Below are 21,267 nucleotides of genomic sequence, written 5' to 3'. Positions count from 1 at the left end.
ATAAAAGAACCCCCGTAGTCGATAGACCATGGGGGTTCCGTTCTTCCGGGAAGTCGTTTGCCGAGTTACTTCACATTGACCTGCATTTGCATGACAGCAGGCAGGCCCAGCGGGTCCTGAGCCAACTTGGATGCTTCAGCGCTCGGCGGCAGCGCCAGGCTGACGGTCATGTCCTTGGCCTTGCCGTCCATCATCTGCACCAGACCGGAAAGCACCGCACCAATTTCTGGTCCCATCATGGTGCTCATGCCCTTGGCCTGAGTGCGAATCTGCTCGAGCCATTCATTTTCCGATACCCCCATGAGGGTCGCGGCGACGGGTGCAATGCGCTCGAAAGCCCCCAGGTTGCTCAATGTCAGGGTCATGTCACCGCCTTGAGTGTCGAGCTCGGTCCAGTCCTCCAGATTGGCAAAATACTCAGCTGGTTCTGCTCCCTTGGGCAAGGTCAGAGGTATTCCCGCATCCAGACCAAAGCGCAGGGCATCCGTGGCTGTCATTTCGAACTGGCTATCCAACTGACCATTGGCCCCTTGAGCTCGCCAGGAGCCATCCATCTTGGCATCCAGATCCAGTTGGCCACTTCCTCCCGTCAGCACATTACTCAGCATGCGCAGGTTGGTGCGCTCATCCGCCGGGGCCAACTCGATCATCTTGGCCAGATTCAGAGACAGGGCTTCCATGTTGCCACTGAACTTGCCGTCGGCCAGGTCTCCCTCGCTGACCAGATGTCCCAGCGTCATGACCAGCTTGTCAGTCGCGATGTCCAGGTCCTTGAGTTCGAATGAATCGACGGTCGGCTTGTCCGTCTCGATCCCTGTCAATCCGGAGAATGTGAGCGATGGCAGCACGATCGTACCAGCACCGATATCGCCAAAATCATCGCTTGTCGCGCTGAGACCGGACAGTGTCAAACTGCCAATCGCCTGCTCACTGAGGTCGCTTGCACTGAGTTCGTCAAGTTCAATGCGCCCTCCTGCCACACCAAAGGGAAGATCCAGGTCAACTTCCCCCTCGCTCTGGTCAAGTACCAGGCCCTTCAGGCTTACGCCCTTGAGCGGATTCTCTGCGGTATAGGGAAGATCTTCCAGGTCCAGCACTGCCTGCCCAGGAGAGGTGAATGTCATGCGCTCCATTGTCAGGGTCGCCTGATCCTGCACCATGTTGATCCCTTCCAGAATGACTTCATCGGGATCTTCGTAGTCACCTTTGACAATATATTTGCCAATGGTCGTGGTACCACCTTCTTCGTCGACCAAGCGTACTTGCTCAGCCGTGGTTGTCCCGCCCAGGAAGCTATCTGACACCTTGGCGACCTTAAGCTCTCCCTGACTGGACAGTTTGGTGCGCAGATCCTGCTCGAGCTGCTCGGCATCTGCCTGAGCCAGGCCCGGTATCAGCGCCACGCCCAAGGCTGCCGCTGCGACAAAGTTCAATCTGGACATGAAGTTCAACCACCTCCCTTGTGAATGATGACAATCAGCCAGCGCAAGCCGTGACGATGGCTTCATCGCCTGCCTAATGAATAATGTCATGGTTTGGCGACACCGACCATTCCTCAATGATGGGACACTGCTTTCAGTTGACCTGCAACCGCTCAACGAGTTTCACCGTCACTTCATGCAGCACCGCCAGTCGTGCCCGACGCTTGTCGTTGGCATCAATCAGACTCCAGGGCGCTGCGCTCCGATGAGTGGCGGCAAGCATGTCATCAATAGCCAACTGATAGTCATCCCAACGAGCTCGGTTGCGCCAGTCCTCTTCGGTCAGCTTGTGCTGCTTGTGAGGGGTAACGGCACGCGCCTTGAAGCGTTTCAGTTGTACGTCGCGGTCGATGGCCAGGAACAGCTTGACCAGCACGGTACCGTGGCGTAGCAATTGGTCCTCGAAATCCAGGATTTGCTGATAACCGAGCTGCCACTCAGGCTCGTCGATCAACGACTCGACACGCTCCACCAGCACCCGCCCATACCACGAGCGGTCGAATACTGTGACCGATCCATCCTTTGGCAGGTGTTGCCAGAACCGCCACTGCCAGGGATAGAGGTGCTCCTGTTCGGAAGGAGCTGCAATCGAGCACACCCGATAGGTACGGGCATCCAGCGCCGAAGTCAGGCGATGTATGCTGCCGCCCTTGCCAGCGGCATCGTGACCCTCAAATACCACGACCACCGGTATGCCTCGCCACACGGCTCGACGCGCCAGTTCGGCCAAGCGCGCCTGAGCACAGGCCATCCGCTCACAATACTCAGCCTTGTCGATGGCACTATCGTGCCCGGCAAGGTCGGCTAGCTGAGGCATGGCAGGCGTTGTAGGGACCCGACCGACAGGCCGGGCAATGGTTGCCTTTTCCGTACCTTGCATGGCTGCCACCATATGTTCGACCACCGGTGTCAGCAGGTCATGGTCAGGCGAGGCATCCAGGCATAGCCAGGGACTATCCTCATTTTCGGTGGCTTTGCGCAGCTGCTTCCCCAACTGCTGGATCACTGCGTGCTGGCTGTGGCGCTGCCATTTTTCCTCGGTGACCTGCCAGCGGGTCTCCGGGTCTGCCTCCAGTTTGGCCAGATGCTGCCCCTGGATATCGGCGTCGATATCCAACCACAGCTTGACCAGCGTGATGTCTGCGGCCCTCAGATCAGCCTCGAAGGAGGCAATCTCCTTCAAACGATCGGCGAAGCTCCCTTTCCCCAGACGTCGCGCAGCACCACCGAACAAGGCATCGCCCGCCCATCCATGCACGAAGATGGAAATGCGTCCTCTGGCGGGTAACCGAGTCCAGTAGCGCCACCAGTATGGCCGTCGTCGGTCCTCTTCACTGGGTACCAGGGCCTGGACTTCGGTCAGGCGATTTTCCAGCCAACGATTGAGCCGGTTGATCAACTGCCCCTTGCCGGTACCAGCATGGCCAGTCACCAGAACCACTACCGCTCGGTCCTCGCTACGTGCAAGCTCCAACTGGGCCGAGAGCAGTTGAAAGCGCAGCTTCTCCTGTTTCCTGTTGGACATACGCCCTCCATGCCTCAAGCCGCTGTCCAGTCAAGTATCGCCCAACAGACCAAGACTCGCTGCAGGAGCCTGACGACGGATGTTGCGTGACAGCCACTGGCCGACACAGCCCAGCAGCAATGCTGCCAATAACGGCAGTGTGACCCACAGCAGAGGATGCAACCTCGGCGGCAGATCGAGCCAGGCCAGGTAGAGCACAGCAGCCGCGATCTCTGCCAGCAACACGGCCAGCAAGCCGGCAGCCAGCCCCATGATGGCAAACTCGGCCCACTGTACTCGCGCCATCATCTTCGACCCTGCCCCGAAGACACGTAACAGGCCGCTCTCGTGAGCACGTACAGAATGACTGGCGACAAGTGCGGCATAGAGCACGCTGATACCTGCCAGCAGGACGAATACCAGCACCAGTTCCACCGCTCTGGTCACCTGGTCGAGCATTTGCCGCACCTGCCCCAGCAACGCATCGACATCCAGGATCGTTACCCCAGGAAAGGCCTCGACCATGCCACCAAGAGGGTTTGCCTGGCCTGCCGCCAAGTCCACTGGGTCGAGATGAAAGGCAGTAATGAAGCTGTGCGCAAAGCCATCAAGCACACCTGGCGGAAAGATGACGTAGAAATTGGGCTGGAAGCTATCCCAGTCCAGGTCTCGGATACTGGTGATGACGCCAGTCAGAGTATCGGCACCCACCGAAAAGGTCAGACGATCTCCCATTGCCAATCCTAGACGCTCGGCGAGACCGCTCTCCAGAGAGACAGGAGCCTCCAATGACGCTCCGTTACCGCCCCTGGCATGCCCATCGCCAGAAGCAGAAGCAGAAGCAGAAGCAGCATCGAACCAGTTGCCCTCCACCAGCCGGTTGCCCTCCGGCAACACATTGCTCCAGGTCAGGTTGAGCTCGCGCCGCAACGCATTGTCGCCTTGTGCCTCGGCAGGCACCGAGTCACCAGGTGGTTGCCCATTTATTGCCACGATGCGTCCCCGCACCATCGGGTATAAGTCACTGTGAGCATCCGAGACCTCTGCCAACTGCTGTGCAAAGGCATCGCGCTCGCCCGGCTGGATATTGATGGCGAAATGGTTGGGTGTGTCGGCAGGCAGTTGCTCCTGCCAGGTAGTGACCAGATCACCCCTGACCAGGCTGATCATCGCCATGGCAAAGAAGGTGACGGCAAAAGCCAGCAGTTGGCCAAGACTCAAGTTACGCCGACGCGCCAGTTGCCGAGCGCCAAGCTGCAGTGCATGGCGCCAGCCCTGGCGAGCGCCAGCCCCCAGCCGTGATACCAGCCACATCAAGGCATCAAGAACAAGTCCACCCACCCCCCACATCACCACCAGCGCCAGCAGGCCGCCGAGGAGCAATCCAAGAGCCAGGCCGAGACTGCCCGAATAAAGCCACATCAAGGCACCAAAGGAAGCGGCAGCCACGACGACCATCATCCACGCCGATACCGGTAGCGGATCCAGCTCCCGGCGCAACACCTTGAGCGCGCTGACACGCCTCAGGCGCAGCAATGTCGGGCCGGCAAAGCCTGCCAATACAGCCAAAGCGGTCAAGACACCCAGCCACAGCGGCAACCAGCCTGGTGACGGCAGCTCCATCGGCAGGAAAGGGCGGATCAATGCAACCAACAACGCCTGCCCAGCCAATCCCAACACAGCTCCCAGCAATGCTGCCACTACCGACAGCACCAACAGTTGCAGACCAAAGAGATACATCAAGGTCGCCTGTGAGGCGCCGAAACAGCGCATCAATGCCGCACTGTCGAGATGGCGTTCGACATAGCGTCGTGTGGACAATGCCACGGCGACACCCGCCAGCAACACCGCTGCCAGACCAGCCAGGCTCAGATAGGTATCGGCACGCTCCAGCGCCGAGCCCAGCTGGGGTCTGTCATGGCGTACATCACGTACCTCCACCCCCTCACGACGCAGACGTTCGAGCAGAGGCGCTAGTTGCTCCACACTCTGTGCCGAACCTGCCGCCAGAATTTCGTACTCCAGCCGAGACCCTGGCTGGACGAGACCTGTCGCATCGAGGTCCGCAACATGCATCATGACCCGAGGATTCAGGCTGCCAAAGCCGGTCGACTGATCTGCCTCGCGCTCCAGCCAGGCCCCTACCTTGAACCGTGCCTGCCCCAATTGGAGTGACTCGCCCAGCTCGATATCAAGCAACTGTCGCAACCTCGGCGAGAGCCATAGTTCTCCGCGGGCAGGACCATGTTCGACTTCCTCGGCACCCTCGCCACGGTCAATACGAGAGCTGCCGTAATGAGGATAAGCCTTGTCCACGGCCTTGATGCTGACCGGCTGAAAGGCCTCTTCGCGGCTGGCCATGGAGACCAGGTCAACCTGATCGCTAAGTTGCATTCCCGCCTCGACCAGTTGCTGGCGCAGTCCATCATCAAAAGGTGTCGACTGTTCCAGAACCAGATCACCCCCCATCATCTGGCCGGCTTGTCGTACCAGCCCTCGTTCCAGACGATCGAGAAAAAATCCCATCATGGTCGATGCCGCCACCGCCAGTATCAAGGCGATCAACAAGGCACGTACATCCGCAGCACGCAGGTCACGGCGCAAGCTGCGCGCCACCAGGCCGCCCATCGCAGCGACCTCCATCGACTGATGTCCCTTCATGATCCCGTCTCGCTCACGTCCATGGCTTCAAGACGACCGTCGACCAATTGCAGACAGCGGTCGCAGCGCCGTGCCAGGGCATGGTCGTGGGTCACCAGCACCAATGTCGTTCCCTGCTCCTGATTGAGTTCGAACAGAGTCTGGATGATCCTTTCCCCTGTCTGCGGGTCGAGATTGCCGGTCGGCTCATCGGCAAACACCAGTTCCGGCGAAGTGACAAAGGCACGAGCCAGGGCAACCCGCTGCTGTTCACCACCAGACAACTGGCGGGGCAGGTGATCATGGCGTTGTGCCAGCCCCACCCGCTCCAGCCACTCACGAGCACGCTGCTCACGATGGTTCTGCATCGATAGCTCTGTCGGCAACAGTACGTTCTCGAGCGCGGTGAGTGTCGGCAGCAACTGGAAATTCTGGAACACGAACCCGACTCGGCCATTGCGCAGGGCCGCTCGACCATCCTCATCCAACTCGGTCAATGATTCACCGAACAAGGACAGTTCGCCCTCACTGGGATCATCAAGTCCAGCGAGCAGCCCCAACAGTGTCGACTTGCCGGCACCACTCTGGCCGAGAATGGCGACACTCTCACCGGCATGTACGACGAGCTCAAGCTCACGCAGAATGGTCAATACCCGCGAACCACTGGTCACGCTTTTTGCCAGCCCTCTCGCAGCAAGGACAGCTTCTGCAACTGGGGAATGTGCATGGGGTGATGATGTTGAAAGAGGAGCCTTGGACATGACAGACGGTATCCCTGAAGTTGGACAGTTGCATCGACATCCGGGGCTGCACAGCCGCTGGCTGCTGATGATCATTGTGTTCTGCACCGCGCTGTGGTCAAGCAGCGGCATAGCCCAGACAAAGTCACAGCCTCCCACACTACTGGTGGTCGGTGACAGTCTCAGTGCCGCTTATGGCATCCCGCAGGAAACCGGTTGGGTCACACTGCTCAGCCAGCGACTCGACGGCCAGGCCCGGGTGATCAATGCCAGCATCAGTGGTGAGACCACTAGTGGTGGCGCCAGCCGTCTGGCTAGCCTGCTTGAAAAACATCGTCCGGAAATCGTGATACTCGAACTGGGCGGCAATGATGGCCTGCGTGGTCTGCCCCCTCAGCAGATGCAGGCCAACCTGGACCGCATGATCGAACAGAGCCTGGCCAGTGATGCTGAGGTTCTGCTGGTGGGCATCGATATCCCGCCCAATTACGGGCAAGCCTACCGCGAGGCCTTCGGCCAGGTGTTCCAGAAGCTCGCCGACGAATACCAGTTACCCTTGCTGCCCTTCCTGCTCGACGGCGTCGCGCTCCAGCCCGAGCTGATGCAGGATGACGGCATTCACCCCACGGCCGAGGCTCAGCCCCGCATTCTCGACAATGTCTGGACCAGACTCACGCCTTTACTGCGCGAGGCAGGCATACCGTCCACCGATACCCCTCAGGTAGAGGCGTCTTCCTGAGCAGGCGGTGTACGTTGGCACTGCTGCAAGCCCAGCCCCGAGAGGATCAGTACCAAGCCGACCAGCGTCGAGGGCAAGATCGGTTCTCCAATCACGAAGTGGAGCAGCAGCAATGAAACCGGGGGCGACAGGAAGATGAGATTAGACACCTTGGCGGTACGCGACACCTTGTGTACCGCCATTTGCCACAATACAAAGGCGACCCCCATCTCGAACAGGCCAACATAAACTCCCGCTCCCAGAGCGGTGATGCCATGCCACTCAAAGCCTGGACCCAACAGCATCAGTATTGTCAGCACCGGAATGGCAACACTGAAGTTCTGCCACTGGGCCACCATCGGTGGGCGTCGATCCCTGGCATTGAGCAGCCAGTATAGTGCCCAGATAAGTGTTGAAACCAACGCCAGCACTACCCCAAGGGCATCGGCAAAAGTCACGCTGAGCACCTGGCCTCGAGTGGCAATGACCCAGACACCAGAATACGCGACACCTCCTGCCAGCACGTCGACAGGAGTCAGGCGCTGCTTGAGGATAGGCACTGCCAGCAAGGCCATGGTCAACGCCCATGTATAATTGAGAGCCATGGCCTCCTGGCCTGGCAAACGGTCGTAGGCGGCAAACAACACCAGGTAGTAGGCCACCGGGTTCAACAACCCGGCCCAGCACGCGGTCGACCAGCCCTGCCTGAGTGCATTGCGCATCTGGCCACGCCGAATCACCAGTGTTCCCATCAGAATCCAGGACACCAGTGCCGCTATCCAGATCAGTTCCAAGGGACTCATGTGGCCCAGCGCCACCTTGAAGGCAGTCGCGACGGTGGACCAGAGAGCGACCGCTCCCAGGCCATAGGCCATGGCCTGCCGGTCAGAATTCATGCTACATCCTTGTCAGTGAGCTTCGGGCTTCGAGCTTCGAGCTTCGAGCTTCGAGCTTCGGAAAGCAGTCTATCTCCATGTCATTCGCTGCTGGCAACGAACGACACGCGCCACCCCACGTTCAGCGATCGATATGCCCCAGATCCCTTGATGGCTCGATGACATCGCGCACCCGCTGCTTGAGCGTCTTGATATCCGGGAAGCCACCATCACGCTTGCGCTCCCACAACAACTGATCATCCAGCGTAATCTCGAAGCGACCACCATGTGAAGGCACCAGCGTCACTTCCTCCAGACCTTCTCCAAACGTGGAGATCAGCTCCTGGGCATACCAGCCACTGCGCAGCAGCCACTGGCACTGCGTGCAAAAGACAATCTTGACCCGAGCCACTTCCGTCTCCCGTGAATATTAAGTGGGACTAAGATCATAGCAGGACACACGTTGCCTACCTCGATCAAACGAAATTTACGATTGTATTAATTTCCCCATTACTGACTTGCACTTTTGCGATCCCCGGCATATATAGCGAACAAGAACCTCGAGGATTCTGTTGGCGCTTTCTGGCCGCCAGCAATGACAACGCTGATCGAAGTTGAGCTGAGTTGTCAGTGGCGTTTCAGAAAGTGGGTATCGTGCGCTTCCCGTTACGGAAGTGCTGAATAAATCGGCTGAGCGAGATGAAGCACAAGGCGCACGGAGCGCAACAACCGGAGCCTATGGGGTATAGGTGAGGATTGTGAGCACCGCGCAACGCAGTGATTCGCACGCGCAGACATTTATGCAGTGCTTCCCTCTGGGAAGCATGGCCATGGGAGACTTTCACATGAGCCGAGATTCTCTTATCGATGATAGTGATTTTGACCTTGATGATGCGGTAAACGATGACGAGTACACCTCTCGCAATCCCCGCACCAGTCGCACGGACACCTTAAAGGCCCGGCGTCGTGTCGAGGCCCTGCTGGAAGAGCGTCGCCTGAAGCAGGCCATTGATGACGACTGGGACTTCGATGAGGAGGACGAAGAAGAGTAGCAGCACCGCACACGGCTCTCTGCAGCAATCTGCGACAACGGGAAGCACTTCACGGGTGCTTCCTGGGTAAGTCTTGTGAATGCACTTGGGGAAGCACTTGGGAAAGTATTGGCTTCCCACAACTGGCGTTTCCATCCTCTGGGCTCTATCATCTTTGCCCTGTTCCGCGAACATCCAACTTTAGCGAACATCCAACTTTAGTGAGCTCACATGGCGCAATACGTCTACACCATGAACCGGGTGGGCAAGGTCGTGCCCCCCAAGAAGCAGATTCTCAAGGACATCTCCCTGTCCTTCTTCCCGGGCGCCAAGATCGGCGTGCTTGGCCTGAACGGTGCCGGTAAATCGACCTTGCTGCGCATCATGGCCGGCGTAGACACCGAGTTCGAAGGCGAAGCCCGTCCGATGCCGGGAATCAACGTGGGCTACCTGCCTCAGGAACCCGAACTGGACGACACCAAGAGCGTGCGTGAAACGGTCGAGGAAGCACTGGGCGAGATCAAGGAAGCCCAGACCAAGCTCGATGCTGTCTATGCCGCCTATGCTGAACCCGATGCCGACTTCGATGCACTGGCCGCTGAGCAGGCGCGTCTGGAAAACATCATTCAGGCAGCCGATGCCCATAACCTGGATCGCAAGCTGGAAGTCGCCGCAGAAGCCCTGCGTCTGCCGCCCTGGGATGCGAAGGTTGTCCACCTGTCCGGTGGTGAGCGCCGTCGTGTCGCCCTGTGCCGCCTGCTGCTGTCCAATCCGGACATGCTGCTGCTGGACGAGCCTACCAACCACTTGGATGCAGAATCCGTTGCCTGGCTGGAACGCTTCCTCCACGACTACCCTGGCACAGTGGTCGCCATCACCCACGACCGCTACTTCCTCGACAATGTCGCCGGCTGGATTCTCGAGCTGGACCGCGGTCATGGCATTCCCTTCGAAGGCAACTACTCCCAGTGGCTGGAAGCCAAGGAGCAGCGCCTGGAGCGGGAAGCCAAGCAGGAAGCCTCACGTCAGAAAGCGATCAAGCATGAGCTGGAATGGGTTCGCTCCAACGCCAAGGGACGTCAGGCCAAGAGCAAGGCGCGCTTGTCTCGTTTCGAGGAAATGCAGTCTGGCGACTTCCAGAAGCGCAATGAGACCAACGAAATCTACATTCCGCCTGGTCCGCGCCTGGGCGACAAGGTCATCGAGTTTCATGGCGTCAGCAAGCGCTTCGACGACAAGCTGCTCTACGAGGACCTGAACTTCAATGTACCGCATGGCGCTATTGTCGGTATCGTCGGCGGCAACGGTGCAGGCAAGTCCACCCTGTTCAAGCTGATTCAGGGCAAGGAAACGCCGGATAGCGGTGATGTCATCAAGGGTGAAACCGTCGACATCGCCTATGTCGAGCAGTTGCGCGACGCACTGGACAACAAGCAGACCGTATGGGAGGCGGTGTCCGGCGGCCAGGACATGCTCAATATCAACGGTTACGAGATGCCCTCTCGTGCTTATGTGGGTCGTTTCAACTTCAAGGGCAACGATCAGCAGAAGTTCCTCAGGGATCTGTCCGGTGGTGAACGTGGCCGCCTTCAACTGGCCCAGACCCTCAAGCAGGGCGCCAATGTGCTGCTGCTCGACGAACCGTCGAACGACCTGGACATCGAGACATTGCGTGCTCTGGAAGAAGCCCTGCTGGCCTTCCCCGGCTGTGCCATGGTGATCTCCCACGACCGCTGGTTCCTCGACCGCATTGCCACCCACATCCTCGCCTTCGAGGGTGATTCCCAGGTGGTCTTCTTCGAGGGCAACTACACCGAGTACGAAGCCGACCACAAGAAGCGCGCCGGTGACGACACCCCTCACCGCATGAAGTACAAGCGCATTGATGCTTGAGGCGTCGCCCCGTCAAGACTGAACACCAGCTCCTCACCATGAGCTGTATGCAAAAACCCTCGCAGGAGTCTCCTGTGAGGGTTTTTTTTGTCGAAGAGAGCTCAGATAGCGACTCAGTCTTGCGCTTTATGGAAACTCACTGCATAAGAGGACACAACGTTCTCTCTACCTGCTGTTCGTTATCCGCACGAGGCTACTCATGGCACCAACGCTGTTGCTTCATCCTATCCAGCTATTCAAACGCTTCGCCAGCAGTATCGCCTACCTCCCGACACTTGCAGCACTTGCCTATGGTTCATTGGCGCTGCTTGCATTTACCGCACCTGTATCCAGTGATTTTCTACCAGAGAGTATCAGGCAGTTGAGTCTGTCGAAGCCGGATGAGGCTCAGCCCCTGCTACTGGCCCTGCTTGGTGGCATGATTTCGCTGATGGTATTCAGCTTCTCGATGGTCATGTCAGTACTGTCACAGGCGGGTGCCAACTTCTCCCACAAGCTGGTTTTCGGCTTGATCTCCGAACGCCACAACCAATGGGTCCTTGGTCATTATCTCGGCACCATCCTGTTCATTCTGATGCTGTTGATCGTGCCTCACGCTGCCAATGGGGATTTAGTATGGCGATCTGCTGCAGTGTATGCTGCCTGCGTCATGGTGCTGCATTGCCTGGGGCTGTTCGTCTACTTCATCCACAATGTCTCGCAATCGATCCAAGTGGGCTCCGTCATCAGTGGGCTGCACGCCAACACGCTACGCGCGATGAAGCGTCGACGCGAGAAGGAACAGGACGAGCGATGCCAGCATCTCCCCCTCCCCACGACCAATCGCTCTGCCTGCCACGAGATTGTCGCTCGTGAAGCAGGCTATCTGCAGAGTGGTAACCTGTTCGAGATGGCTTCACTGGCGGAGAGCATTGATGGCGTCGTCCACCTCGACTTCCGCTTTGGGGATTACGTGCTGGAAGGGCAGCCGATTCTGCTCCTGGAATGCAACAAGGCTCCTGACGATGACTGCCGTGCGGACCTGTTGAACTGCCTTACCCAGTTGAATGGCGAGTCTGTCGAGGAGCACTTCATACATGGCATGAGCCAGTTGATGGAAGTCGCCATCAAGGCGCTATCGCCAGGCATAAATGACCCAGGTACTGCACGCCTGTGTCTGCATCGCCTCACCGATCTCCTCAGCCACTACATGCGCTGGCAACCCGCCAATTGCATTACCGACTCGTCAGGCAAGATACGCGTTGCCTGGCAGGCGGAATCCTTCGACAGCTTGATACATCGACTACTGACTCCGATTCTCCAGTACGGTCGCGAGGATCAGAGCATTCTGCTCGGGCTGCTAAAGGCGGTTAAGTCTCTGTCATTGACAGCCAATCCGCAGCAGCTTGCAACGCTCCAGCGCGTTGCAGACCGCATTGTGGAGAACCTGGAGCAACAAAGCACACATGAACTCGACCGTCAGTTCGTCAATCAGCGTCTACAGCAGGGCCTGCATCGGTTACGCCTTCCCGCAAGCCTGAGCAAAGAGGGGCCAGTAGCGAAGCATACCTAGAGGCCCGAGCTGCTCACACATCATAGATCTTCGGATCGTCTCTATTGGGGCGTGTCTTGAAGCGACGATGCATCCACAAATATTGCTCGGGAGAACGTCGAATGGCCTGCTCGATCACCTGATTGATACGCGCGGCATCCGCGACTTCATCGCCCGTGGGGTAGTTTTCCAGAGCTGGCAGATACTCCAGCGAGTAGGTGTAGTTATCCGGATTGCGATGGAAGATAAGCGGCATGACCGGCGCCCCTGTCATGCGGGCAATCTTGCCAGTGAGCTTGATTGAGGCAGCTTCAATGCCAAAGAACGGGGCAAAGACACTGGCATCGCGACCAAAATCCTGATCAGGCGAGTACCACACGTGGTGGCCAGTCTTGATCCGGCGCACCACACCACGTAGATCATGACGGTCAATGGACGTACCGAAAATGCCATTGCGGGCGCGTGTCATGAACTGTTCGAACAGCGCATTATCGTGGGGGCGATAGACTACATCCGCAGGAAAGAACAACGAATGCAGAGCGCCACCCAGGTCCAGGGTCGAAAAGTGAATGCCGATGATCAGCGCTCCCTTGCCGGCTTCCTCCACCCTGGCCATATGTTCCTGGCCCTTGAAGGTCACGCGGTGGCGCATATGTTCAGGATCGCGACACCACCCCGTTGCTGTCTCGAAAATGCCGATGCCATTGGCAATGAAGCTATCCTTCACCAGTTGCGCCTGTGCTTCCTCATCCAGTTCAGGGAAGCACAGACGGATATTGGTCTCAGTGATCTGGCGGCGGCGTTTGGCAAAGCGCCAGGCCAGAAGGCCGACACTCTTGCCCAGGGCCAGCTTCACACGCCAGGGCAGCCAGGCGCTCACCCGCATGCCAGTGATGGCAAGCCAGGTGGGCCAATAGCGGGGATGGATAAAGTGGTTTTTCTTTGGGGCGTCGGACATGCGCTCTCCGGCGGTCAGCATCATTATCTGAGCGCCATTGTAACGCTTAAGTTTTCCTTGGCGATAACCTTGGGAAACTCTGCATGAATGTCCGCGCTTTTATCAGCGATAGCGACGAGCCTGTAGCGATAGCGATTGGCTTATAGCGATAGCGATTGGCTTATAGCGATACCCCCTGGATCAGCGATAACGCCTGGGCACCCTCGGCAATACACCGGTCAACAGGGTGTAGCTGATGGTGTCGCAATAAGTCGCCACTTCATCCACCGACAGCACCGCACCATGGCGGCTCTTGCCCCACAGCACCACCTCACTGCCGATATCCGCTTCCGGAAGATCGGACAGATCCACCGTGAGCATATCCATGGAAACCTTTCCCGCAATGGCAGTACGCCTGCCATCGACCAGCACCGGGGTTCCATCAACTGCATGACGATCATAGCCATCGCCATAACCGCAGGCCACTACACCAATACGTGCCGGTCCCTGGGTAACATAGCGTCCACCATAGCCTACCGGCTCCCCCTTCCCCAGCTCACGCACGGCAATGATCTCGCTGCGCAGCGACATCACTGGCTGCAAGCGACGACTCGTATCGCTGGACAGCTCCAGCGGGTCGCTGCCGTAAAGCATGACCCCTGGTCGGTTCCAGGCACCATGGGCCTCGCTGTGGGCCAGGACCGTGGGAGAATTGGCCAGGCATGTCGGTGCGTCAAGGCGCTCGGCCAGTTCCTGCAACAGGTTGAACTGGGACAGGAAATAGCGATCGTCCGTCATGTCGGCAGTCGCGAAGTGGCTCATCAGATGCACGTCCGTCACCTTGTCCGGCAACGACTGCAAACGCTTCCAGGCCTGCTCTGCATGTTCAGGGTGAAAGCCAAGGCGGTGCATTCCTGAATCGACCTTCAGCCATACCGGAATAGGCTTGCGCGGACTGAAGTCCTGCACAGCCTGCAGCTGCCAGTCGCTATGAATTGCCATGGACAACCCCAGGGCATCCACGGTTTCCAGTTCGTCAGCGCTAAAGATGCCTTCCAGCAATACAATGGGCACCTTTATTCCTGCCTCACGCAGCACTACCGCCTCTTCGATGGCAGCAACAGCAAAGGCCGGAGCCAGGTCTTCAAGGGTTCGTGCACAGACCACTGCACCATGACCATATGCATCCGCCTTGAGCACTGCCACGGAACGGCTGTCAGGGGCCAGTTCACAGGCCAGTTGATAGTTGTGCCGCAAGGCATTGAGGTCGATGTCGGCTGTCAGTGGGCGAGCCATGGATAGTCTCCGCATGCACGTTCTTGTGTCGCAGCATTATCATCAATAAATGACTTCAAGACATGGTTAAAACAACCAATTTTTTTGAAAAAGTCAGAAATTTTATCGAAAAAATAGCCAGTTAAAAGAACCAATCACCATAAGAAAACCCCATAGGCGGCATGCCCATGGGGTTTCGGATGACTGACAGGCAACTTATGCCATATCGGCTGTCAGTTACTCGAAGATGGCGTCCAAGGAAAGCCCCTGTTTATCGAGCATGCGGCGCAGCTTCTTCAAGGCTTCAACCTGAATCTGGCGCACACGCTCGCGGGTCAGGCCAATTTCCTCACCCACCTGCTCAAGTGTCGCCGCTTCATGGCCACGCAGACCAAAACGTCGCACCACGACCTCGCAGTGCTTTTCGGTCAGCTCTGCCAACCATTGATCCACATGTGCCTTGACATCACCGTCCACCAGAGTGGATTCAGGCCCTTGCTCATTATCGTCTGTCAGCGTCTCGATCAGTGGCTTATCGCTTTCCCCCCCCATGGGATAGTCCACCGAAGAAACCCGCTCATTGAGTCCCATCATCTTCTTGACGGTTTCGACGGGTTTATCGAGGTGCTCAGCAATATCTTCAGCAGTCGCCTCGTGGTCGAGTTTCTGGGTCAACTCACGAGCCGCACGTAAATAGATATTGAGTTCCTTGACCACATGAATCGGCAGGCGAATGGTGCGAGTCTGGTTCATCAGGGCTCGCTCAATCGTCTGGCGGATCCACCAGGTGGCATAGGTGGAAAAACGGAAGCCACGCTCAGGATCGAACTTCTCAACCGCACGTATCAGCCCTAGATTGCCTTCCTCGATGAGATCGAGAAGCGTCAGGCCTCGGTTGAGATAACGACGGGCGATCTTCACCACCAGTCGCAAGTTGGATTCGATCATTCGCGCCCGGCCCATGGGATCACCCTTGCGTGCCAGGCGGCCATAGTGGACTTCTTCTTCCGGCGTCAACAGCGGCGAAAAGCCTATCTCATTGAGATAGATCTGAGTGGCATCAAGGCTCTGACGCGAGTAACGTTCCTCGCGTCCGAGCGCCTTCTCAAACTCTACGTCGCTGTCATCATCCTCGGCCTCATCGACGATATCGTCGGACACCTCATCTAGAGCGTCCTCATCGGCTTCGTCGGCCGTGTCGAGATTCACATCCTGAAGATCCCGTTCAAGTATGCTCATCGTGTAGCTACCCCGTGGTTGCGACCCATCGTTACATCACCCTATAGATGATCAACGCGTTCAATTATTATTGTGTGACGCTAGTCCAAGGAGCCTTCACACCCCGCTAGAGAAGCACGATACCTAAGCTTTGGCAGTGATATTCAACCCACTGTGCCTTCAGCTTTCAATGCTTCCTCACTGGGCTGGCAAATATTTCGTCGGATCCTGCGACTGCCCATCCTTGCGGATCTCGAAATGCAAGCGGACATCCTCGGAATCGGTATCCCCCATAGTGGCGATAACCTGACCAGCATCAACGACATCGTTTTCCTTAACATTCAGACTGTCATTGTGGGCGTAGGCGCTCAGGTACTCGTTATTATGCTTGAGCAAGATGAGGTTGCCATAACCTCTGACTCCACTGCCGGCATATACCACGATACCTGGACCAGCCGCCTTGACAGGTTGCCCCTTTTGTCCGCCGATATCAATGCCAGCAGTAATGCTGGAACTCTCACCATAAGCACTGACAACAGGTCCGCTTACCGGCCACTGCCAATTGACCTCGTCAACCGGTGTGTAGGTCTTCTTGGCGCTTGAACTGGAGGCTGGCTGACTGCTCGAAGTCGAAGCCGTGGACGAGCTTGCCTGCTGGGTCTGCTTGGCCTCTGCTGCGGCAGCGGCCACGACTGCTTCCTCGGCCGCTTTCTGTTCAGCTGTGGCGTCCTGCTTACCTGAGCCATTGGCTCCGGGAGACTCATAGTTGACAACCGGACCTGGGGCTTCAGAGCTACTGGCTGCGGCAACTGCGCCGGCGGCGGCCGCTCCGGAGACCTGAGATGCAGATGAGCTCGTTTCAGTACTGCCGTCAGGCAATAGCCACTCGAGATCCTGCGAAGAGCCGTTAGCTGGAGAAGAGCCATTAGCTGATGAAGAACCATTGGCCGGTGCAGCACCATTCCCCGCCACACTGCTCTGCCCCAGCGGGGTAGCCACAGCACCACTCTGGCCCTGGCTAGCCACCTGGTTTTGTCCTCCTGCAGAAGCTCCCGGCGCCAGGGCCAGCGTCTGGCCCACACTGATACGATATGGTGGAGAAATGTTGTTGATCTGCGCCAATTCACGGAAATCCATGTTATGGCGCCAAGCAATACCGTACAGCGTATCTCCGGCAACGACGGTGTACTGTGACGGCACATTAGCCTGAGTCACCTTGCTGGTAGACAGGTCCTGCACCTGAACCGGCTGAGATGCTTGTTGGTTGGCACAGCCGGCAATCGCCAGTGCAAGAGCGGAGATGGCAAGAGTCTTATGCATCGGAATGGTTCTCCTTGTCTACAGAGGTCGCAGACGCTTTGTCCACAGAAGTCGCAGAGGCTTTGTCCACAGAGGCCACAGACGCTTTGTCGGCCGAGGACTCAGACGCTGCGTTGCTGGGCATTCTTTTTGAGGCGTCACCGACTCTGGCAACAAGCAGCACAATCAGCATGCCGACAATGGCCAGAACGGTTACCCCCAGAATCTGGGCCGCTTCTCCCGTAATGGCAGAATAATCCCAAGGGGTTAAATAGCGGTAATCCAATGGAATGATCTGATCATTACTACCAAGCTGATAGCTCGTCAATTCGCGCCATGGCCACAATACCGGCAGAGAACCGACAATGAAGCCGAGAAGCAGTTGCATGGTTGCAGTATGATGGCAGCGCAACAACCAGGACAATATCCTCGAGAAGATCACCAGGCCAAACACGCAACCACCAGCGAACAATGCCAGCAAGGCAATATTGAAATCGCGCACCCCCTGGATCACGACATCATAGAGCCCCATGCTGAGCAGCAGGAAGCTGCCTGATATACCGGGCAGCAGCATCGCGCTGATGGCAATGGATCCAGCAACGAACAGCACCAGCGATTGGCTGCCGAGAAGACTCACCAGAGGCATCAGCGAGGGCAGTATCTGAGCCATCACCAATCCACCGGCAAGCGGCAGAAGGTGCCACCAGCGCCAGTCACTGGGGTGCTTGCCGACAATCAAGGCCGATGCGGCTACCAGGCCAAAGAAAAAACCATTAAGCAGCATCGGGTGCTGGTCAAGCAACCACACTACCAGATGCGCCACACTGATCAGGCTGGCGATAATGCCGATCAGCAAAGGCAGCAGAAAACTCAGATTAAGATGGCGCACCAGGCCGCTCAGACCACCATCACGCCAGGCACCGAGGGCGCTTGGCCCGAACCGCTTGATGGTAAAAATCAGCTCTTCATAAATTCCTGTGATGAAAGCAATGGTTCCGCCCGATACACCAGGCACAGCATCGGCAGCTCCCATGCCGGCACCGCGCAAGAATATTCCAAGATATCGCTTCAACGAATGACTCCCTCAAGCAACGGCACAAAGCGCACAGGCTCCAGGCGCTCATATTCAAATTGATCGTTTTCACGGCGAACCCGAGTCAGCCATTGGTTTCCTCGGGCATCTTCCAGTGGCGTAATCAGCACACCACCATCCCCTAGCTGCGCAAGCAAGGCCTCGGGCAGCTTCTTGGCACAGGCGGTCAGCAGAATGGCATCGAAGGGAGCTTCTTCCGTCCACCCCTGGCCACCATCGGCCAGACGCAAGTGGACATTGCGAGCCTTGAGCAGGCGCAGGCGCCTGCCAGCCAGCTGGTGCAAAGCATTGATCCTTTCCACAGACCAGAGTTCCTCGACCAGTCGGGAAAGAATCAGGGTCTGGTAACCGGAACCCGTGCCAATTTCCAGAACCTTGGATGGCGACTCCTGGTGCACCAGCTCGGACATCCGTGCAACGATCCACGGTTGTGACAGCGTCTGGGAGTGACCGATGGGCAACGCGGTATCTTCATAAGCGCGGTGGGATAGCGCTTCATCGAGAAACAGATGACGTGGCTCCCTGGCCATCACATCCAGCACCTTGCGATCCTTGATGCCTTGCTTGCTCAAGCGCCCCACCAGACGGTCCCGGGTACGCTGGGATGTCATGCCGACACCACAAAGGTCAGGTAAGTGCATCTAACCAGTCCTGCACATCGTTGATGGCTGCATGCCGAGTCAGGTCAGTCTGCAGCGGAGTAATCGATACGTGGCCTGACTCCACGGCGGCAAAGTCGGTATCGGCACCATCGTCGGCACTCTCCCCCACGGGGGCGATCCAATAGCGCGTCCGTCCTCGCGGATCTCGCACCTCGACAGGTTGCCGGGCCGGGCCACGATGGCCCAGGCGTGTCACCCGGACACCCTGGATCTGGTCCCATGGCAAATCCGGCACGTTGACGTTGAGCAAAGTTCGAGGAGGCAATGACAACTGCCCCAAGGCTCCCACCAGGCTGGCAGCAAAGCGGCCTGCGGTCTCGAAATGACGATGCCCCACCAGAGATACGGCAATCGCCGTCATGCCCAGGTTGCGCCCTTCCATGGCTGCCGCCACGGTCCCGGAATAGAGCACGTCATCACCCAGGTTGGCACCATGGTTGATACCAGAGATCACCAGATCCGGTGACTCATCCCAAATGTCACTGACACCCAGGTAGACACAATCGGCCGGGGTACCATCGACACTATAAAAACCATTTTCCAGCGCATTGAGCGACAGAGGTCTCGACAGGGTCAGCGAGTTGCTCGCACCGCTCCGGTCCCGATCTGGTGCGACAACACGCAAGCGCGCATGAGAGACCAGAGCATCGTGCAATGCCCTGAGGCCTGGCGCATTGACACCATCGTCATTGGAAAGCAGCAAGCGTCTCATTTTTCTTCCCCCTGGCGCCGCACACTGTCGGGGCGGAACTCCAGGCTTGGATTCGCCATCAGTTCACGCAGTACCGCCGTAGCATAGGCACCACTGGGTAGCTCGAAACTCAGCCATATCTCTCCATCACCGCGCTCCAGGCTGGCCTCGCCAGGGATCACTCTCAATGCACGCCTGGCAGCCTTGGCCCCGGCCTTTTCAAGGCCTTGGCACAAGCCTGGAGTACGTGCGAGCACATCCTGTTCCAGTTGCAAAGCCCGTGCAGCAGCGCGTGAACCACCTTGCCCCCATAATACCGCGGTCGGATGAATATCGCCGCTTGCCAGGCGCTGATGCAGGGAATCATCGTCCGCCTCGGCCTGAAACAGACTATGGGTGCCTTCCAGCATCATCACGTCGCCTTCCAGTACCTCGTCCCACTGGCCCCTGGCCAGACGCTCGGCCAACTGCGCATTGAACAGGTAACTACGTGCGGTGGAAAGCAACATGCCATCACGGTCATCGCGCTTGCGCCAGCCCCTGTCGAGCACATCCCTGGCACGAACCAGATTGCGCCCATCCGGGCCAAAGCGCTGCGGGCCAAAATAGTTGGGCACCCCTTTGGTCAGCAGAGTGCGCCAGCGCTGTTCAAGGTTTTCATCCAGCGTCACGTCCCCACTCAGACGCAGACGAAAGCGGTTGCCTCGATGCACTCCGCGCTTGAGCTTGCGCGGATGGCGATCCAGACGTTCCGCTCGCAGCCCTCTTGCCTGCAAGGCCTCGACAAGGCCTTCGGGAGCCTCGCGCCCAGGCAAGTGCACCGAAAACCATTGGCGAGTGACTGCGAAGCGGTCCTTCATGCCGGCATAGCCGATATCACGCTGGCCGACATCACATAATCGCGCCAGCTCCCGGGCGACCATGGCAGTGGTGGCATCTCGTTTCTCTATCCACAACCACAGATGCTCGCCCTGACCTTCAGGCTCGAACCCCAGACACTCCTCGACATCAAAGTCTTCCACTGTCTCGCGATAGCGGCCAGCCCGAGGCGCTCCGAAATCAACGTCAAAGCGGCGTGGCCACTGCGGTGGCCAGGCGATGTCGTCACGCATCGACATCTCCACCGATAGTGGTGAGCAGCACGACTGCCTCTGCAGCAATGCCCTCTCCCCGCCCAGTGAAACCCAGCCGTTCAGTGGTGGTTGCCTTGACGTTGACGGCCCCTAGCTCGACACCCAGGTCTGCCGCAATATGTTCACGCATGTTCATCAGGTGCGGTGCCATTTTCGGTGCCTGAGCCATCAGCGTGGCATCCAGGTTGATCACTCGATAACCCGATACCTTGACCTCAGCCATCACGCGACGCAGCAGCTCTCGGCTATCCGCCCCCTTCCAGGCCGCATCGGTATCCGGAAAATGGTGTCCGATATCGCCCAGGGCACATGCCCCGAGCAATGCATCACTGATAGCGTGAAGCAGAACATCGCCATCGGAGTGAGCAACAAAGGCATGCTCGAAAGGAATACGAACCCCCCCAATCATCAGATGGTCACCATCACCAAAACGGTGAACATCAAAACCGTGGCCAATGCGCATGGGTAATGACGTCATTATCATGGAGTCTCTTGTCATGTTCCCGAAGCATGGGAAGCATCAACTGTCAGTTGCGAGATAAACCT

The 21,267-nt window shown here is 57.8% G+C and carries 19 protein-coding genes; 4 read left to right on the top strand and 15 right to left on the bottom strand.

Features of this window, described 5'->3' with window-relative positions:
* Positions 1-65 precede the first annotated feature (65 nt).
* From E4T21_RS04255 to E4T21_RS04240, 4 genes are all read right to left on the bottom strand, one after another.
* Positions 66-1,442: a hypothetical protein gene (locus E4T21_RS04255; protein WP_149283809.1), complete on the bottom strand. Its 1,377-nt coding sequence runs from the start codon at positions 1,440-1,442 to the stop codon at positions 66-68.
* A gap of 133 nt (positions 1,443-1,575) precedes the next feature.
* Entirely contained in the window at positions 1,576-3,006 is a 1,431-nt protein-coding gene (locus E4T21_RS04250) for a polyphosphate:AMP phosphotransferase (protein WP_149283807.1), read from the bottom strand.
* 30 nt (positions 3,007-3,036) lie between these two features.
* Positions 3,037-5,646: an ABC transporter permease gene (locus E4T21_RS04245; protein WP_240349285.1), complete on the bottom strand. Its 2,610-nt coding sequence runs from the start codon at positions 5,644-5,646 to the stop codon at positions 3,037-3,039.
* On the bottom strand, positions 5,643-6,386 hold the full coding sequence (locus E4T21_RS04240; protein ID WP_149283805.1) for an ABC transporter ATP-binding protein: 744 nt from the start codon (positions 6,384-6,386) through the stop codon (positions 5,643-5,645). Before E4T21_RS04240 ends, E4T21_RS04245 begins: the two co-directional genes overlap by 4 nt.
* On the opposite strand from E4T21_RS04240, the gene E4T21_RS04235 reads away from it, so the two are divergent.
* Entirely contained in the window at positions 6,385-7,104 is a 720-nt protein-coding gene (locus E4T21_RS04235; RefSeq protein ID WP_240349284.1) for an arylesterase, read from the top strand. The genes E4T21_RS04240 and E4T21_RS04235 overlap by 2 nt on opposite strands.
* Here E4T21_RS04235 and E4T21_RS04230 read toward each other — a convergent pair.
* The gene (locus tag E4T21_RS04230; protein WP_149283803.1) at positions 7,083-7,979 is read right to left on the bottom strand and encodes a DMT family transporter; all 897 of its coding nucleotides are present in this window, start codon (positions 7,977-7,979) and stop codon (positions 7,083-7,085) included. The two genes, E4T21_RS04235 and E4T21_RS04230, sit on opposite strands and share 22 nt — an antisense overlap.
* Positions 7,980-8,100: 121 nt before the next feature.
* Positions 8,101-8,370, bottom strand: coding sequence for an Rdx family protein (locus tag E4T21_RS04225; protein WP_149283801.1), 270 nt, complete (start codon positions 8,368-8,370; stop codon positions 8,101-8,103).
* Between the two features lie 433 nt (positions 8,371-8,803).
* On the opposite strand from E4T21_RS04225, the gene E4T21_RS04220 reads away from it, so the two are divergent.
* From E4T21_RS04220 to E4T21_RS04210, 3 genes are all read left to right on the top strand, one after another.
* Positions 8,804-9,010: a PA3496 family putative envelope integrity protein gene (locus tag E4T21_RS04220; RefSeq protein WP_187775105.1), complete on the top strand. Its 207-nt coding sequence runs from the start codon at positions 8,804-8,806 to the stop codon at positions 9,008-9,010.
* 210 nt (positions 9,011-9,220) lie between these two features.
* The gene (gene ettA / locus E4T21_RS04215; protein WP_149283799.1) at positions 9,221-10,882 is read left to right on the top strand and encodes an energy-dependent translational throttle protein EttA; all 1,662 of its coding nucleotides are present in this window, start codon (positions 9,221-9,223) and stop codon (positions 10,880-10,882) included.
* Positions 10,883-11,081: 199 nt separating this feature from the next.
* Positions 11,082-12,434, top strand: coding sequence for a DUF2254 domain-containing protein (locus tag E4T21_RS04210; RefSeq protein ID WP_149283797.1), 1,353 nt, complete (start codon positions 11,082-11,084; stop codon positions 12,432-12,434).
* 13 nt (positions 12,435-12,447) lie between these two features.
* Here the strand turns inward: E4T21_RS04210 and lpxL are convergent, their stop codons facing one another.
* From lpxL to ispF, 9 genes are all read right to left on the bottom strand, one after another.
* Entirely contained in the window at positions 12,448-13,371 is a 924-nt protein-coding gene (lpxL, locus tag E4T21_RS04205) for an LpxL/LpxP family Kdo(2)-lipid IV(A) lauroyl/palmitoleoyl acyltransferase (protein WP_149283795.1), read from the bottom strand.
* A gap of 180 nt (positions 13,372-13,551) precedes the next feature.
* Complete coding sequence (gene alr / locus E4T21_RS04200) at positions 13,552-14,646, bottom strand: alanine racemase (protein WP_149283793.1); 1,095 nt, start codon at positions 14,644-14,646, stop codon at positions 13,552-13,554.
* Between the two features lie 216 nt (positions 14,647-14,862).
* Positions 14,863-15,864, bottom strand: a complete 1,002-nt coding sequence (gene rpoS, locus E4T21_RS04195) for an RNA polymerase sigma factor RpoS (protein ID WP_149283791.1) — start codon at positions 15,862-15,864, stop codon at positions 14,863-14,865.
* 177 nt (positions 15,865-16,041) lie between these two features.
* The gene (locus tag E4T21_RS04190; RefSeq protein ID WP_149283789.1) at positions 16,042-17,163 is read right to left on the bottom strand and encodes a peptidoglycan DD-metalloendopeptidase family protein; all 1,122 of its coding nucleotides are present in this window, start codon (positions 17,161-17,163) and stop codon (positions 16,042-16,044) included.
* Positions 17,156-18,214 (bottom strand): DUF368 domain-containing protein, encoded by a 1,059-nt coding sequence (locus tag E4T21_RS04185; protein ID WP_149283787.1) that lies wholly within the window; start codon positions 18,212-18,214, stop codon positions 17,156-17,158. The genes E4T21_RS04190 and E4T21_RS04185 overlap by 8 nt, the downstream gene beginning before the upstream one ends.
* Complete coding sequence (locus tag E4T21_RS04180) at positions 18,211-18,876, bottom strand: protein-L-isoaspartate(D-aspartate) O-methyltransferase (RefSeq protein ID WP_149283784.1); 666 nt, start codon at positions 18,874-18,876, stop codon at positions 18,211-18,213. The genes E4T21_RS04185 and E4T21_RS04180 overlap by 4 nt, the downstream gene beginning before the upstream one ends.
* Complete coding sequence (gene surE, locus E4T21_RS04175) at positions 18,863-19,609, bottom strand: 5'/3'-nucleotidase SurE (protein ID WP_149283782.1); 747 nt, start codon at positions 19,607-19,609, stop codon at positions 18,863-18,865. Before surE ends, E4T21_RS04180 begins: the two co-directional genes overlap by 14 nt.
* The gene (truD, locus tag E4T21_RS04170) at positions 19,606-20,700 is read right to left on the bottom strand and encodes a tRNA pseudouridine(13) synthase TruD (protein ID WP_149283780.1); all 1,095 of its coding nucleotides are present in this window, start codon (positions 20,698-20,700) and stop codon (positions 19,606-19,608) included. Before truD ends, surE begins: the two co-directional genes overlap by 4 nt.
* Entirely contained in the window at positions 20,693-21,184 is a 492-nt protein-coding gene (ispF, locus tag E4T21_RS04165; RefSeq protein WP_149287028.1) for a 2-C-methyl-D-erythritol 2,4-cyclodiphosphate synthase, read from the bottom strand. Before ispF ends, truD begins: the two co-directional genes overlap by 8 nt.
* Between the last annotated feature and the right edge of the window lie 83 nt (positions 21,185-21,267).

Source organism: Halomonas binhaiensis (assembly GCF_008329985.2).
In the GTDB taxonomy this organism is placed as follows: domain Bacteria; phylum Pseudomonadota; class Gammaproteobacteria; order Pseudomonadales; family Halomonadaceae; genus Halomonas; species Halomonas binhaiensis.
The sequence above is the reverse complement of the archived record's forward strand: the minus strand, read 5'-3'. Positions and strand labels throughout refer to the sequence as shown.